Consider the following 13,498-nt stretch of genomic DNA (forward strand, 5'->3'; position numbering starts at 1 on the left):
TGCGGCCTCACTCAGACCCAGTAGGAGACGCGGGCACGGTAGTTGCGCATGGCGATCATCGCCAGTGCCCAGCCCACGATGGTGAACCCGCCGACGACGACCCAGTGGTGCCATTCCTGCGTGTGCCCGAGCAAGGGCGCGCGGACGATCTCCACGAAGTGGTACAGCGGGTTCAGCTCGGCGATCAGCACTTTCCAGTTGCCCTCGCCGTTGCCGCCCTCGGCGCCGGTGACCTTGTTGAGCACGCCGACGTGCCAGACGATCGGCGTCATGAAGAAGATCAGGTTGATGAAGCTGTGGATCACCGGGGGGATGTCCCGGAACCGGGTGCTGATGATGCCGAACAGCAGCGCCACCCACACCGCGTTGACCACGATCAGCGCGAACGCCGGGATGGCCAGGAGCACCGCCCACGAGATGCCGGGGTGCCTGTTGAGCTCGTCACCGGCCATCGAGTACGGCTGCGTGAGCGCCGGGTAGAAGACGGCGAGCACGATGAAGTAGACGACGAGGTTGTGCGCGAAGAACAGCACCTGCCGCCACACCATGCGCAGCACGTGCACCGTCACCGGGGCGGGAAGGTGCTTGATCAGCCCTTCGTTCGCGATGAACACGTCGGTGCCCTCGGAGACCACGCCGAGGATGAAGTTCCAGATGATGAAGCCGGCCGTCACGTACGGCAGGAACGTGTCCAGCTCCTGGCCGAAGAGCTGCGAGTACAGCAGACCGAGCGCGAGCGCCGTGGTGCCCATCGAGATGGTGATCCAGAGCGGGCCGATCACCGAGCGGCGGTAGCGCTGCTTGATGTCCTGCCAGCCCAGGTGGGCCCAGAGCTCGCGATGGTGCCAGGCGTCGCGCACGTCGGCGAACGCACGCGCGAACGTGCGCGAGTCTGGTGCGAGGGGAGCCTCTGGTCGGTCGACCGTACTCGTGGGTTGCACGAGGATTGAGACTACCGGCGACAGGGGGGTGCGGCTGTCGCCGGGCTGTCACGGTGAGGTCACCACCCGACCACCGGTCTCCGGTCCGGTCGTCCGCGCGATCACCTGACGGTGACACCGGGCGCACTCTCCGTAGTCATGGCTGGTCGACCGGGCCTCGGATGTGACCGAACCGGGACGAGTCCGGTCGCCGACGGTCTCAGAGGTACTGGCCGGTGCCCCGCACGTGCGGCGTCTCCGAGTGATCCGCGCCGCCGGTGCCGGCCGGCAGCGCGCGCCCGCGCATCTGCTCCAGCTGCACCCGTGCCGCCATCTGCTGCGCGAACAGCGCGGTCTGGATGCCGTGGAACAGGCCCTCCAGCCAACCGACCAGCTGGGCCTGCGCGATCCGCAGCTCCGCGTCCGAGGGGGTGCTCTCCTCGGTGAACGGCAGCGACAGCCGCTCCAGCTCGTCCCGCAGCTCCGGCGCCAGCCCGTCCTCCAGCTCGTCGATCGACCGCTTGTGGATCTCCTTGAGCCGGTTCCGGCTGGCCTCGTCCAGGGGTGCCGCGCGCACCTCCTCCAGCAACTGCTTGATCATCGTGCCGATGCGCATGACCTTCGCCGGCTGCTCGACCAGGTCCGTCACGTCCTGGCCGCTCGCGTCGCCACCCGACGGCACCCGCGCGGCGCCCACCGGCGTCCCGTCCGGGCCTACCACCACCACGTGCCGCTCGTTCTCCACCTGATCACCTCGGGCTGCCTCACTCATGCCTCCCATCCTGGCCCGATCGGGTGGCGCACGCCGAACCGGGTCGCGGATCGGGCGGCAAACCCCCGGCCCCTGCTGTCGCTCGTGCCGGACTCCTCCGTACGGTGTGCGGCATGGCGTTCGACGTCGCCCGGGTCCGTGGGCTCTTCCCCGCGCTCGGCGACGGCTGGGTTCATCTGGACGCTCCTGCGGGGATGCAAGTACCCGAACAGGTGGCCACGGCCGTCTCCACCGCGCTGCGCGCACCCGTCTCCGGGCCGGGTGGCATATTCCCCGCCTCGCAACGTGCCGAGGCGATCGTCGACGCGGCCCGCCGGGCCGTGGCGGACCTGGTCGGCGCGGATCCGGCCGGTGTCGTGCTCGGTCCGAGCTCGGCCGTGCTGCTCCAGCGACTGGCCGACGCGCTGTCCGAGGGCTGGTTCCTCGGTGACGAGGTCGTGGTGTCCCGGCTCGACCACCCGGCGAACATCGCGCCGTGGCAGCGGGCGGCGCAGCGCACCGGCAGCGTGGTCCGGTGGGCCGAGGTGGACATCGAGACCTGCGAGCTGCCCGCCTGGCAGTACGACGACCTGGTCACGCCCAGGTGCAAGCTCGTCGCCGTGACGGCCGCGTCCGGCTCCGTGGGCACCCGCCCCGACCTGCGCAAGATCGCCGACGCCGCCCGCCGCGCGGACGCGCTGGTCGTGGTCGACGCCTCCTCCGCCGCGCCGTTCGTGCCGCTCGACATCACGTCCATGGGCGCCGACGTGGTGGCCGTGTCGGCGAACAACTGGGGCGGCCCGCCGGTCGGCGCGCTGGTGTTCCGCGACCCGTCGGTGCTGGACATGCTGCCGTCGGTGGCGGTCGAGCCCGGCGCGCGCGGGCCGGAGCGGCTGGAACTCGGCCCGCACGCCTACCCGCTGCTGGCCGGTCTGGTCGCCTCGGTCGAGTACCTGGCCGGGATGGACGACGCCGCGGTGGGCCCGCGCCGCGAGCGGGTGCTCACGTCGCTGGGGTCGGTGAAGGCCTATCAGGCCGGACTTCTGGCTAATCTCATCAACGAACTGCGATCGCTCCGTCACGTCATGGTGATCGGCGACGCCATGCGCCGGGTCCCGGCGCTGGCGTTCACGGTGGCCGGCGTGAAGGCGACCGACGGCGTCGAGCACCTGTCCGAACGGGGCGTGTGCGCGTTCGCCGACTCGGGTCAGCACGGCGTCTTCTCGGTGCTGGGAGTGGGCGAGGTCGGCGGCGCCATCCGCGTCGGCCTGGCGCACTACACGAACGCGGTTGAAGTGGACGAGCTCGTGCGGGCGGTCGCCGAGCTGGGCTGAGGCCGGGTGGCGCTGAGACTGGGGGTTGGGTGGACGACCTGTTGTCCCGGGAGCTCGCCGACCTCGCCGCCCTGCACCGGCTGGCGCCCCTGATGGCGGAGTACCTGCCCAACACGGCGCACGAGCTGCGGCCCGCCGCGCTGGCGGCCGTGGCGGACGAGGTGCTGCTCGGGTCGCGGACCGTGCTGGTGGAGTGCGGGTGCGGCGCGTCGTCGGTCGTGCTGGCGCGGCTGCTGGCGCGGCGCGGGTTCGGCCACCTGCTGTCCGTCGAGCACGACGAGCGCACCGCGGCGTTCGTGGCCAGCCAGCTGCGCCGGGAGGGCCTGGGCCACGTGGCGCGCGTCGTCCACGCGCCGCTGACCCCGCACCCGGCCGCCCTCGGCAACGCCCACTGGTACCACCCGCAGCTCGTGCACGACGAGGTGTCGGCGTTCGTCGAGCGGTACGGGCTGGTCGACCTGCTGCTGGTGGACGGCCCCCTGCTGGGCGACGCCCGCTACCCGGCGCTGCCCGTCCTGCGGGGCGTGCTCGCGCCGGGCGCGGCGGTGCTGGTGGACGACGCCGAACGCCCGGACGAGCACAGCGTGCTGGTGCGGTGGGCCGAGGAGTTCTCGCTGCGCTTCCGCACCACCCCGCGGACCTTCCTCGCCACCGCGAACGCGCTGGACTAGGAGACCGCGCCGGATCAGGAGACGGCGAGCACGAGCTTGCCGACCACTCCGCCGCCCTCCAGCGCGCGGTGGGCGTCGGCCGCCCGTTCGACCGGCACCACCTCGTGCACGACGGGCTTGACCTGGCCGGACTCGATCATCGGCCACACGTGCTCGCGCACCTCGGCCACCACGCGCCCCTTGCCGCTGGGCCCGTCGACGGGCCGGAACCGCAGGCCGGTCGCGCTCACGCTCGCGCGCTTCGCCAGCAGCTTGCCGATGTTCAGCTCACCCTTCACGCCACCCTGCATGCCGATGACCACCAGCCGGCCGTCCGGCGCGAGGACGTCCACGTTGCGGCCCAGGTAGGCGGCGCCCATGTTGTCCAGCACCACGTCCGCCCGGCCCACCTCGGTCACGAAGTCCTGCTCGCGGTAGTTCACCAGGACGTCCGCGCCCAGCTCGGCGCACCGCGCCAGCCGCTCCGCCGAACCCGCCGTGACGGCGACCCGCGCGCCCAGCGCCTTGGCCACCTGGATGGCGTGCGTGCCGATCCCGCCCGCGCCGCCGTGCACGAGGAACGTCTCGCCGCTCCTCAACCCCGCCAGCATCACCACGTTCGACCAGACCGTGCAGGCGACCTCGGGCAGCGACGCGGCCGTCACCAGGTCCACGCCCTCCGGGAGCGGCAGGAGCTGGGCGGCCGGGACGACGACCCGTTCCGCGTACCCGCCGCCGGCGAGCAGCGCGCACACCTCGTCCCCGACCTGCCAGTCCTCGACGCCGTCGCCGAGCGCCGCGACCGTGCCCGAGCACTCCAGGCCCAGCACGTCCGACGTGCCCTTCGGCGGCGGGTAGTGGCCCTGGCGTTGCAGCAGGTCGGCCCGGTTCACCGAGGTCGCGGCCACGTCGAGCAACACCTCCCCGGGGCCTGGTTCGGGATCCCGAACCTCCGTCCACGCCAGCACGTCGGGCCCGCCGGGTTCACGAATGGTGATCGCGCGCATGGGTCGACGGTAATCCGGTCGCCCCGGGAACGCGTGCCCGCCACCATCGACGGGCATGGACCCCTGGCCGTTCCGACACCTGGTGCTCCGCACGCCGCGCCTCGAACTGCGCCCCGATGACGACGAGGGCCTGGCCGAACTGGTGGACGTGTCGCTCGACGGCGTCCACCCGCCCGACCGGATGCCGTTCGCCGTGGCCTGGACCGACGCGCCGCGCGACCGGCTCGGCACCAACACGCTCCAGCACTACTGGGGCGTGCGGGCGTCCCTGTCGCCAGAGCGGTGGGAGCTGAACTTCCTGGTCCGACTGGACGGTCGGGTGGTCGGGACGCAAGGGCTGGGCGGGGAGCACTTCGCGATCCGCCGCGAGGTGACCAGCGGGTCGTGGCTCGGGCTGCGGCACCAGGGGCGGGGGATCGGCACGGAGATGCGGGCGGCGGTGCTGATGTTCGCGTTCGACCACCTCGGCGCGGTGTCCGCGCGGTCCAGCGCGTTCGACGACAACCTCGCGTCGCACGCGGTGAGCCGCAAGCTCGGCTACCGGCCGGACGGCACGGTCACGCAGGTCCGACGGGGTGAACCGGCGGCGGAGACGCGGCTGCTGCTGACGCCGGGGACGTTCGCCAGGCCCGACTGGGTGCTGGAGGTGAGCGGTATCACACCCCGCCTGCGGGTGCTGATCGGTGAAAGACCCTCCGTCTGACGGATTGCGTTCACCTCCGCGACTTGTGAGGGTTCGGCATCCGAGTGAAGGGGAAACTCGATCATGTCAGGTAGAACCGGGATTCGACGCGCGACGATCCTCGCGGCGTCCGCATCCCTCGCACTGGTAGCCGTTCCGGCCGTCAACGTCGCCTCCGCGGCGCCGCTCGACGGGCCCAAGCTGGCCAAGCAGCTCACCAAGAACGTCACGCTGGAAGGGGTCAACCGCCACCTGATCGCGTTCCAGCGCATCGCCGACCGCAACGACGGCAACCGCGCCGCGGGCACGACCGGGTACGACGCCAGCGTCGAGTACGTGGCCGGCAAGCTGCGCGGCGCCGGGTTCGACGTGTCCACGCCGGAGTTCCTGTACCCGGTGCAGATCACCGACGCCGCGACCGCGGCGGTCGGCGGCGTGACGCACGAGAGCATTCCGCTGGAGTTCTCGCCGCAGACGCCGGTCGGCGGCGTCACCGGCCCGCTGCGCGTCGTCCCCCAGGACGCGACTCCGGGCTGCGAGGCCGAGGACTTCGCGGGGCAGGACTTCACCGGCTCGATCGCCCTGATCCGCCGCGGCGCCTGCACGTTCGACAGCAAGCACCGCAACGCGGCTGCCGCCGGCGCCATCGCGGTGCTCATCGCGAACAACGCCGAGGGCCCGCTGTCCGGCGTCACGCTGGGTGCGCCCGGCGTCGTGCCGACGGGTGGCGTCAGCCGGGCCGCCGGCGACGCGCTGGCCCAGCTCGGCGGCCAGTCGGCGACCGTGGACATGCGGTACCACACGGAAGAGCGGCCGTCGCGCAACGTGATCGCGCAGACCAGGACCGGCCGCACGGACAACGTCGTGATGGCGGGCGCCCACCTCGACAGCGTCGACGACGGCGCCGGCATCAACGACAACGGCACCGGCTCGGCGGGTCTGCTGGAGACCGCGCTGAAGCTCGGCGGGTCGCCGAAGGTGAACAACGCGGTGCGGTTCGCCTGGTGGGGCGCCGAGGAGCTGGGTCTCGTCGGTTCCGAGAAGTACGTGCAGGGGTTGACGTTCGAGCAGCAGCTCGACATCGCGCTGTACCTGAACTTCGACATGATCGGCTCGCCGAACGCGGCGTACTTCGTCTACGACGGTGACGACTCCGACGCGGTCGGCGCGGGCGCGGGCCCGTACGGCTCGGCGCAGATCGAGAAGGCGTTCGTCGACTACCTGACCGAGGTGAAGGGCGTGCAGACCGAGGGCACGGACTTCAGCGGGCGTTCGGACTACGGCGAGTTCATCCTCAACGGCATCCCGGCCGGCGGTCTGTTCACCGGCGCCGAGGGCATCAAGACCGAGGCCCAGGCCGCGAAGTGGGGCGGCACCGCCGGTACCGCGTACGACCCCAACTACCACGGTCCGGGTGACAACCTCGGCAACGTCGACCGGACCGCGCTCGACCGGAACTCCGACGCGCTCGCGTGGGTTACCGCGTCCTACGCGATCAGCACCGAGAGCGTGAACGGCGTGCCGTCGCGTGCCAAGCGCGCCGAGGCCCGTGCGGCTTCGATGCGGTCCCTCCACATCGAGAAGCACGACCACTCGCACGCCGACGTGGCGTAAGCACCAGCTCGTCCCGACCGGGGCCGGCCTCCTGCGCGGGGAGGTCGGCCCCGGCCTGTCGGTCCGTCACCACTGTCGGCGGACAGCGGCCTTGGCGCCGGTCACCAGGCTCGCCGGCGGAACGTCGTCGGCCACGATCGCACCCGCGGCGATCACGGCATCGCGCCCGATCGTGACGCCGGGCAGGATCGTGGCGCCCGCGCCGATCCACACGTTCTCCGCCACGTCGATGGGGCCGCCGCTCAGCCACCCCCGCCGTTCCTCGGGGTCGACCGGGTGGCCGAGGGTGATGAAAGTGGCCTTGGGCCCCACCATCACGCGCTCGCCGAGCCGAATGCCGGCGTAGTCCAGGAACGTGCAGTTCTGGTTGATGAACACACGTTCCGCGAGGTCCAGGTTGAGGCCGTGGTCGGTGTAGAACGGCGGGTAGATCGTGACCTCGTCCGGCAGCGGCCGGCCGAGTATCCGTTCGAACAGGTCCGCCTTGCCCGCTTCGTCGTCGAACGGCAGCACGTTGAGGCGGGAGGTCAGCTCGGTGGCCCGCAGGACCCGTTCGGACATGGCCTTGAACTCGGCGCTGTGGATGCGCATGAGGCGGTCGTCGGACATGATCCGGACCTTCTCACGAAGGCTCCGCCGGCTCTGCTGCTCGCCGCTGCTCGGCGGCCAAGGCGTGCTCCACCCAGTCGAGGAACGCGGGAAGCCTGCTGTCAACGTCGAAGCAGTCCCGCTCGGTTCCCACGATCTCGTGCTGAAGATGAGCGAACACCGACGGACAGTGCCGAACAAGACGGGATTGAGACGACAACTGAGACGGCAGAGGCACGGCGTGACCTATGCCCCGCGGGCAGTGACGCAATGCCTGCGGGCACTGGTGACGATTGCGCCCCGGTCGCTTCCGTCACCGCTAGTGCGGTGTCCATGAACGTTCACCGGGTCGGGACACGTCGAGCAGGCAGCCGCCGCACCCCTCGCAAGGGAGCATTCGACCGAACCGCCCCCGTCCGGTGGACGCCTAGCATGCGGCTGTGCCCCGACGCCGAAGCCTGCGCCCCAAGCCACGGGTAATGTCCTTCCCGACACGCCTCCTCCTGGCTGCCGTGCCGTTTCTGCTCGGGTGCCTCTTCCTCTGGCGGCTGCTCAACCCGGTGGGAAGCGACGCGCGGGGGTTCAACCCGTTCTTCGGGTGGGTTCTGCTGTCGCTCGTGGTGGCCGCCGTGGTCTACGTGCTGACGAAGGGCTTCGGCGGCTGGGCACACCGGGTGAACCGGGCCGCGAAGTACCTGATCGAAGGCGCGGTCGCGCTGATCATGGCCGCGCTGGTGCTGGGGGCGCTGGTGTTGCCGCACGTCCTCGATTCCTCACTCGGCGCACGGGACATCGGCGGGCCGGGCAGTGCCAGGCTGCTCGGACTGCTCGGACTGGTAGGAGCCCTGGTGGGCGGCTTCTTCTGGCTGCGGGCACGGCGGCGCAGGCGATCCGGGGATTGAGCGCGGTCACACCTGTCGGTACGGGGCCGATGCCTCGTTCGCCCCGTCCTCACTCGGTGGACGTTCGTGGTCACCGCACTAGACCAATCCTCTGCAAAAGTGCCCTAGGTCGCCTTATAACCCGCTGGATCGCCTCCTGGGGGAGGGGGACGCTTCACCCCCTCGAACTTGTAGGGTCCGACGCCGCCGGTTGATGCTCGACCAGACCAATCCCTGTTGACGCTCCACTCGCGTCGACGTACCGAACCGTGCGGCCACAAGTTCGGCGGGCATTGTCCGCAACGCCTGGCGGCCCGCAAGGAGACAGCAGGGACGAAGTCGAAGGCCGGTAAGCGCGGCATGGGGTTGCCGGACGAACTGATCGGCCTGCTACGTCAGCACTCCAACGAGCAGCAACAGGAACGGGTCAAGGCGGCGCAGTTGTGGAAGGAGACCGGAGCAGCGGGCGTGCCGATACCGGCCTGAACGGCACAACTGAGACGACGATTGAGACGACACAGGAGAGCCCCGGTCACCGCGCAAGGTGACCGGGGCTCTGACCTGCGGAAGCGGAGGGATTTGAACCCCCGGACGGTTGCCCGTCTCCCGCTTTCAAGGCGGGTGCATTCGGCCGCTCTGCCACGCTTCCCGGTGTGCCGGAGCAGGTTACCGGTCCGGTTGGCGCAGGTGCGCGATGACCCGGGTGAACACCGTGGCCAGCACCTCCTGCTCCTCCCGCGACAACAAGTCGATCAGGTGCTCGCGCACGCCCTCGACGTGGGTCGGCGCCGACGACTCCAGCAGCGCCATTCCCTTGTCCGTCAGCTCCGCGAACACCCCGCGCCCGTCCTCCGGGCACTCCAGCCGCCGCAGCAGCCCTTCCCGCTCCATCCGCGCCACCTGGTGCGACACCCGGCTCTTGGAGGACGCCACCTCGTCCGCCAGCTGCGACATCCGCATCCGCCGCCCCCGCTGCTCGGACAGCCGCACCAGCACCTCGTAATCGGGCAACGACACCCCGTGCCCGTCCTGTAGTTCCCGGTGTAACCGGTCGGCGAGCATCGACGCCCCGACCACGTAGTTGCGCCAGGCGCGCATCTCCTCATCGTCCAGCCACCGCGGCTCCTGCTCAGTCACCCCCCAAGGCTATGCCGCACATCTCCGTTAACTGACGATCCACGAGCATGTCTGGTGCCGGTCAGCTCCGGAAGGCAAACTCCTGCGCCGTACAGCGCCCTCCTACCGGGCGCCGCAGGGAGGAACCACCCCATGACCTCGTTCAGACGCACCGCGAAGCGCTCCGTCGCGCTCGCGGTCACCGCGGCGGCGGCGCTGGCGGTCACGCTCGTGCAGGGCCCCGCACAGGCCGACAACGACAAGCCGGGCCGCACGGTCGCCGTCCGGCTGATCGGCATCAACGACCTGCACGGCAACATCGAGCCCCCGAGTGGCTCGTCGGGCCGCGTCACGCTGTCCGACGGCACCCAGGTCGAAGCCGGTGGCGCGGTGTTCAACGCCACCCACATCAAGAACCTCCAGTCCGAGGTCCGCAACTCCGTGATCGTCGGCCAGGGCGACCTCATCGGCGCCTCGCCGATCGTCTCCGCCCTGTTCCACGACGAGCCGACGATCGAGGTCCTGAACCGGGTCGGCATGGACACCACGGCGGCCGGCAACCACGAGTTCGACGAGGGCTACCAGGAACTGCTGCGCATGCAGCGCGGCGGCTGCCACCCGGTCGACGGCTGCCAGTTCCGCGACAAGTACAAGGGCGCGGACTTCCCGATCCTCGGCGCCAACGTGACCCTCGCCGCGAACGACCGCCCCGCGCTGCCGCCGTTCTGGGTGGAGTTCCGCGACGGCGTCCCGATCGGCTTCATCGGCATGCCGCTGAAGGACGTGCCGATCCTGGTCGACCCGAACGGCATCAAGGAGCTGCGGTTCGGCGACGAGATCGCCGCCGCCGACCGGTACGCCGACCTGCTGAACCGGCTCGGCGTGAAGTCGATCGTGCTGCTGATCCACCAGGGCGACAGCACGTCCGGCGGCGGCCCGAACGACTGCCGCACGACACCGAACGGCCCCGGCCGGAGCATCGCCGAGCGGGTCAGCCCGAAGATCGACGCCATCTTCTCCGGCCACAGCCACCAGCACTACAACTGCACGGTCACCGACCCGGCGGGCAACCCGCGCCCGTTCATCGAGGGCCTGGCGTTCGGCCGTGAGCTGTCCGTCGTCGACCTCAAGATCGACAAGCGCACCCGCGAGGTCATCCGGTCCGCGACGGTCGCCCGCAACCACGTGGTGACCCGGGACGTCGCCCCGGACCCCGAGATCCAGGCGATCATCGACCTGGCCAAGTCGAAGTCCGGCCCGATCGCGAACCGCCCGATCGGCACCATCTCGCAGGACATCCTGCGGGCGCAGAACGCGGCCGGCGAGTCCGCGCTCGGCGACCTGATCGCCGACTCGCAGCTCGCCGCCACCACGGGCAACGGCGCGGTCCTCGCGCTGATGAACCCCGGCGGCGTGCGCGCCGACCTCGCCTACGCCTCCTCGCCCGCCGGTGAGGGCGACGGCGTGGTGACGTACGGCGAGGCGTTCACCGTGCAGCCGTTCGGCAACATCCTCCAGACGGTGACGTTGACCGGCGCGCAGATCGAGGAGGCGCTGGAGCAGCAGTGGCAGATCGTCAACGGCGCGCTGAAGCAGACGATCCTGCAGCCGTCGAAGGGCCTGACCTACACGTGGTCGGCGTCCGCGCCGATCGGCTCGAAGGTGTCGGCGATCATGCTGAACGGGGCGCCGCTGGACCCGGCCGCGAACTACCGGGTCACGATCAACAGCTTCCTCCAGGGCGGCGGTGACGGCTTCAGCGCGTTCACCGGCGGCACCGGGATCACCGGTGGCGGCATCGACCTGGACGGGTTCGGCGCCTACCTGACCGCCAACCCGAACACCGCTCCGCCGGCGCTCGACCGCATCACCACCACGCCGTGAGGAACGCGCGGTGGGCGGGCGTCCCGGCGTCCGCCCACCGCACGCGGTGACCCGCCGAATCGGTCTGCATGATTGCGTTTCACCAGTTCAGGGGATGTGTCCTGCGGTTGTGGATCGGGCCGATCAAGCGCATGCTCGACGTAGGACCTGCCACCGGCGGAACCCGAGCCGAACCCGCCGGCGGCACGCCCGGAAGGGGTAGGTGGTGCGGTGCAGGTAAGTCCTCGCGGTGACGATTCACGGTCGAACCGCAACCCCGCGGGCGGAGCGGTCACGAGACCGGCCCGAACGCGAACGTGAGCGGTTCGACGAGGTTTTCGAGCGCACGGCGCCATCGGCGCCATCGCCGCGCTTGACGATGTTGACCCGGTAAGTCTGAGAGCGCCGTCTCCACCGTCGGCGCCGACCGCGGTCCACGCCGACCTCGTCACGAACGGTTTCGTCATCTCCACATGGGAAAACCCCGGGTGCGGTACCCCGACGTCGGGTCCCGCACCCGGGGCTTATCTTTGTCCGGCTTCTGTGTGGACCCTGAGGTTGGAGGACGCGCGGTGCAGTTCAACGAGAACGCCCAGCTCGACACGTCACAGGTCACCGACCAGCGGGGCGTCGGCGGTCGGGTCGCCATGGGCGGTGGTGGGCTGGGCATCGTCGGCCTCATCATCTACCTGGTGCTGTCGCAGCTCGGCGGTGGCGCGCAGCTGCCGTCCGGCTCGGGGTTCGGCGACGTCGGCGAGGGCCGGCAGGTCGGCTCGGAGGCCATCAAGGAGAAGTGCCGGACCGGCGCGGACGCGAACCGCGAGGCCGACTGCCGCGCGGTGGCGTTCATCAACTCGATCCAGGCCTACTGGACCGACCAGTTCGCCCGCTCGGGCAGCACCTACCGGGCCGCGCAGACGAACTTCTTCTCCGGCAGCGTGCAGACCAGGTGCGGCAACGCGTCGTCCGCGGTGGGGCCGTTCTACTGCCCGGCGGACGCCCAGATCTACATCGACCTCGGGTTCTTCCAGGAGATGCGGCAGAAGTTCGGCGCCACCGGTGGGCCGTTCGTCGAGGCCTACATCCTGGCGCACGAGTACGGGCACCACGTCCAGAACCTGCTGGGCACGTCCGACCGGGTGAGCTCGCGGTCCGGACCCGAGTCCGACTCGGTGCGGCTGGAGCTGCAGGCGGACTGCTACGCGGGAGCCTGGGCGAACCACGCGCAGAGCGTGCCGACGGCGTCCGGCCAGCCCTTGATCACGAACGTGACGCAGGACGACGTGAACGCGGCGCTGGACGCGGCGGCCCGGATCGGCGACGACTTCATCCAGGGCGAACTCGGCGGCGGTCGCATCGACACGACGCAGTTCACCCACGGCTCGTCGGCGCAGCGGCAGAAGTGGTACACGACCGGCTTCGAGACCGGCGATCCGGCGCGCTGCAACACGTTCGACACCAACGACCTGGGCTGACACCGACGACCTGGGCTGACACCGACGATCCGGGTCGACGTCCACGACCTCGCTGAACCAGCGCTGACGGACCCCGCACCGGCCCACCACGGCTGGTGCGGGGTCGTCAGCGCTGCTCGGTCAGCACCTTCGAACACCGCGCCAGCAGGGTCCGGAGCGTCTCCCGCTCCGCCGCGCTGAACTCGTCCGCCAACCGCCGCTCGACCGCGGACGCCCGTGCGTCGGCCACCTCGAACGCCGCCCGCCCCGCCTCGGTCAGCCGGGTCTCCAGGACGTTCCGGTGCACCTCGTGCGGGACGCGGGCGATCAGGTCGGCCGCTTCCAGGTTGCGCAGGATGGTGGTCATCGTCTGCGGTGTCACGCGGCAGCGGCGGGCCAGTTCGGCGGCCGACACCCCGGGATGCCGGTCCAGCACCAGCATCGCCGCGTACTGCGGCACCGTCAGCCCCGCCGGTCGCACGGCCTGCTGCTTCACCAGCATCAACTCGTGCTCGACGCGCTTGATGTCGCCGCCAAGGCGCTCCTCGAACGGCATACCCATGCCGAGATCGTAAACGTCGACGGTCATCAGAGCCCTGATATAAATTCGCCCACGTATTTAACAATGTGATCGGAGT

General features: G+C 70.6%; 15 protein-coding genes and 1 tRNA gene. 8 read left to right on the forward strand and 8 right to left on the reverse strand.

All coding sequences use genetic code 11. From position 1 onward, the window contains the following. Window positions 1-11: 11 nt before the first annotated feature. On the reverse strand, window positions 12-941 hold the full coding sequence (wzm, locus tag ACRAKI_RS00770; protein ID WP_447005125.1) for a galactan export ABC transporter permease subunit Wzm/RfbD: 930 nt from the start codon (window positions 939-941) through the stop codon (window positions 12-14). A gap of 199 nt (window positions 942-1,140) precedes the next feature. Beyond that, complete coding sequence (locus ACRAKI_RS00775; protein ID WP_447005126.1) at window positions 1,141-1,692, reverse strand: bacterial proteasome activator family protein; 552 nt, start codon at window positions 1,690-1,692, stop codon at window positions 1,141-1,143. A gap of 113 nt (window positions 1,693-1,805) precedes the next feature. Between ACRAKI_RS00775 and ACRAKI_RS00780 the strand changes: the two genes are divergently transcribed. Continuing rightward, window positions 1,806-3,005, forward strand: a complete 1,200-nt coding sequence (locus ACRAKI_RS00780) for a cysteine desulfurase-like protein (protein ID WP_447005127.1) — start codon at window positions 1,806-1,808, stop codon at window positions 3,003-3,005. 29 nt (window positions 3,006-3,034) lie between these two features. Then, on the forward strand, window positions 3,035-3,676 hold the full coding sequence (locus ACRAKI_RS00785; protein WP_447005128.1) for a class I SAM-dependent methyltransferase: 642 nt from the start codon (window positions 3,035-3,037) through the stop codon (window positions 3,674-3,676). A 14-nt stretch (window positions 3,677-3,690) separates the two neighbouring features. On the opposite strand, the gene ACRAKI_RS00790 is transcribed toward ACRAKI_RS00785, so the two are convergent. Further along, window positions 3,691-4,662, reverse strand: coding sequence for an NAD(P)H-quinone oxidoreductase (locus tag ACRAKI_RS00790; RefSeq protein ID WP_447005129.1), 972 nt, complete (start codon window positions 4,660-4,662; stop codon window positions 3,691-3,693). Window positions 4,663-4,717: 55 nt separating this feature from the next. On the opposite strand from ACRAKI_RS00790, the gene ACRAKI_RS00795 reads away from it, so the two are divergent. Continuing rightward, entirely contained in the window at window positions 4,718-5,365 is a 648-nt protein-coding gene (locus ACRAKI_RS00795; RefSeq protein WP_447005130.1) for a GNAT family N-acetyltransferase, read from the forward strand. Between the two features lie 63 nt (window positions 5,366-5,428). Beyond that, a complete protein-coding gene (locus ACRAKI_RS00800) occupies window positions 5,429-6,958 on the forward strand; it encodes a M28 family metallopeptidase (RefSeq protein WP_447005131.1) in 1,530 nt (509 codons plus the stop codon). A 66-nt stretch (window positions 6,959-7,024) separates the two neighbouring features. Here ACRAKI_RS00800 and ACRAKI_RS00805 read toward each other — a convergent pair whose 3' ends face one another. Then, the gene (locus ACRAKI_RS00805) at window positions 7,025-7,567 is read right to left on the reverse strand and encodes a DapH/DapD/GlmU-related protein (protein ID WP_447005132.1); all 543 of its coding nucleotides are present in this window, start codon (window positions 7,565-7,567) and stop codon (window positions 7,025-7,027) included. Window positions 7,568-7,580: 13 nt separating this feature from the next. Then, window positions 7,581-7,727: a hypothetical protein gene (locus ACRAKI_RS00810; protein ID WP_447005133.1), complete on the reverse strand. Its 147-nt coding sequence runs from the start codon at window positions 7,725-7,727 to the stop codon at window positions 7,581-7,583. A gap of 331 nt (window positions 7,728-8,058) precedes the next feature. On the opposite strand from ACRAKI_RS00810, the gene ACRAKI_RS00815 reads away from it, so the two are divergent. Continuing rightward, window positions 8,059-8,448 carry a hypothetical protein gene (locus ACRAKI_RS00815; RefSeq protein WP_447005134.1) on the forward strand — a complete coding sequence of 130 codons (390 nt, stop codon included), beginning with the start codon at window positions 8,059-8,061 and terminating at the stop codon, window positions 8,446-8,448. Between the two features lie 216 nt (window positions 8,449-8,664). Beyond that, window positions 8,665-8,913: a hypothetical protein gene (locus ACRAKI_RS00820; RefSeq protein WP_447005135.1), complete on the forward strand. Its 249-nt coding sequence runs from the start codon at window positions 8,665-8,667 to the stop codon at window positions 8,911-8,913. 78 nt (window positions 8,914-8,991) lie between these two features. On the opposite strand, the gene ACRAKI_RS00825 is transcribed toward ACRAKI_RS00820, so the two are convergent. Continuing rightward, a tRNA-Ser gene (locus ACRAKI_RS00825) sits at window positions 8,992-9,076 on the reverse strand. Between the two features lie 17 nt (window positions 9,077-9,093). Continuing rightward, entirely contained in the window at window positions 9,094-9,525 is a 432-nt protein-coding gene (locus ACRAKI_RS00830; protein WP_447008616.1) for a MarR family winged helix-turn-helix transcriptional regulator, read from the reverse strand. A gap of 171 nt (window positions 9,526-9,696) precedes the next feature. Between ACRAKI_RS00830 and ACRAKI_RS00835 the strand changes: the two genes are divergently transcribed. Beyond that, complete coding sequence (locus tag ACRAKI_RS00835; RefSeq protein ID WP_447005136.1) at window positions 9,697-11,427, forward strand: bifunctional metallophosphatase/5'-nucleotidase; 1,731 nt, start codon at window positions 9,697-9,699, stop codon at window positions 11,425-11,427. A 551-nt stretch (window positions 11,428-11,978) separates the two neighbouring features. Further along, a complete protein-coding gene (ypfJ, locus tag ACRAKI_RS00840) occupies window positions 11,979-12,881 on the forward strand; it encodes a KPN_02809 family neutral zinc metallopeptidase (protein ID WP_447005137.1) in 903 nt (300 codons plus the stop codon). A 106-nt stretch (window positions 12,882-12,987) separates the two neighbouring features. Here ypfJ and ACRAKI_RS00845 read toward each other — a convergent pair whose 3' ends face one another. Beyond that, window positions 12,988-13,422: a MarR family winged helix-turn-helix transcriptional regulator gene (locus ACRAKI_RS00845; protein WP_447005138.1), complete on the reverse strand. Its 435-nt coding sequence runs from the start codon at window positions 13,420-13,422 to the stop codon at window positions 12,988-12,990. Window positions 13,423-13,498 lie beyond the last annotated feature (76 nt).

It is taken from the genome of Saccharothrix isguenensis (genome assembly GCF_052936305.1).

What these genes read in the sequence shown, in the direction of transcription:
- ACRAKI_RS00835 (WP_447005136.1), top strand. Translation starts at nt 9,697, where the DNA reads ATGACCTCGTTCAGACGCACCGCGAAGCGCTCCGTCGCGCTCGCGGTC.
- ACRAKI_RS00780 (WP_447005127.1), top strand. Translation starts at nt 1,806, where the DNA reads ATGGCGTTCGACGTCGCCCGGGTCCGTGGGCTCTTCCCCGCGCTCGGC.
- ACRAKI_RS00800 (WP_447005131.1), top strand. Translation starts at nt 5,429, where the DNA reads ATGTCAGGTAGAACCGGGATTCGACGCGCGACGATCCTCGCGGCGTCC.
- ACRAKI_RS00845 (WP_447005138.1), bottom strand. Translation starts at nt 13,422, where the DNA reads ATGGGTATGCCGTTCGAGGAGCGCCTTGGCGGCGACATCAAGCGCGTC.
- ACRAKI_RS00805 (WP_447005132.1), bottom strand. Translation starts at nt 7,567, where the DNA reads ATGTCCGACGACCGCCTCATGCGCATCCACAGCGCCGAGTTCAAGGCC.
- ACRAKI_RS00795 (WP_447005130.1), top strand. Translation starts at nt 4,718, where the DNA reads ATGGACCCCTGGCCGTTCCGACACCTGGTGCTCCGCACGCCGCGCCTC.
- ACRAKI_RS00775 (WP_447005126.1), bottom strand. Translation starts at nt 1,692, where the DNA reads ATGAGTGAGGCAGCCCGAGGTGATCAGGTGGAGAACGAGCGGCACGTG.
- ACRAKI_RS00830 (WP_447008616.1), bottom strand. Translation starts at nt 9,525, where the DNA reads ATGCGCGCCTGGCGCAACTACGTGGTCGGGGCGTCGATGCTCGCCGAC.
- ACRAKI_RS00790 (WP_447005129.1), bottom strand. Translation starts at nt 4,662, where the DNA reads ATGCGCGCGATCACCATTCGTGAACCCGGCGGGCCCGACGTGCTGGCG.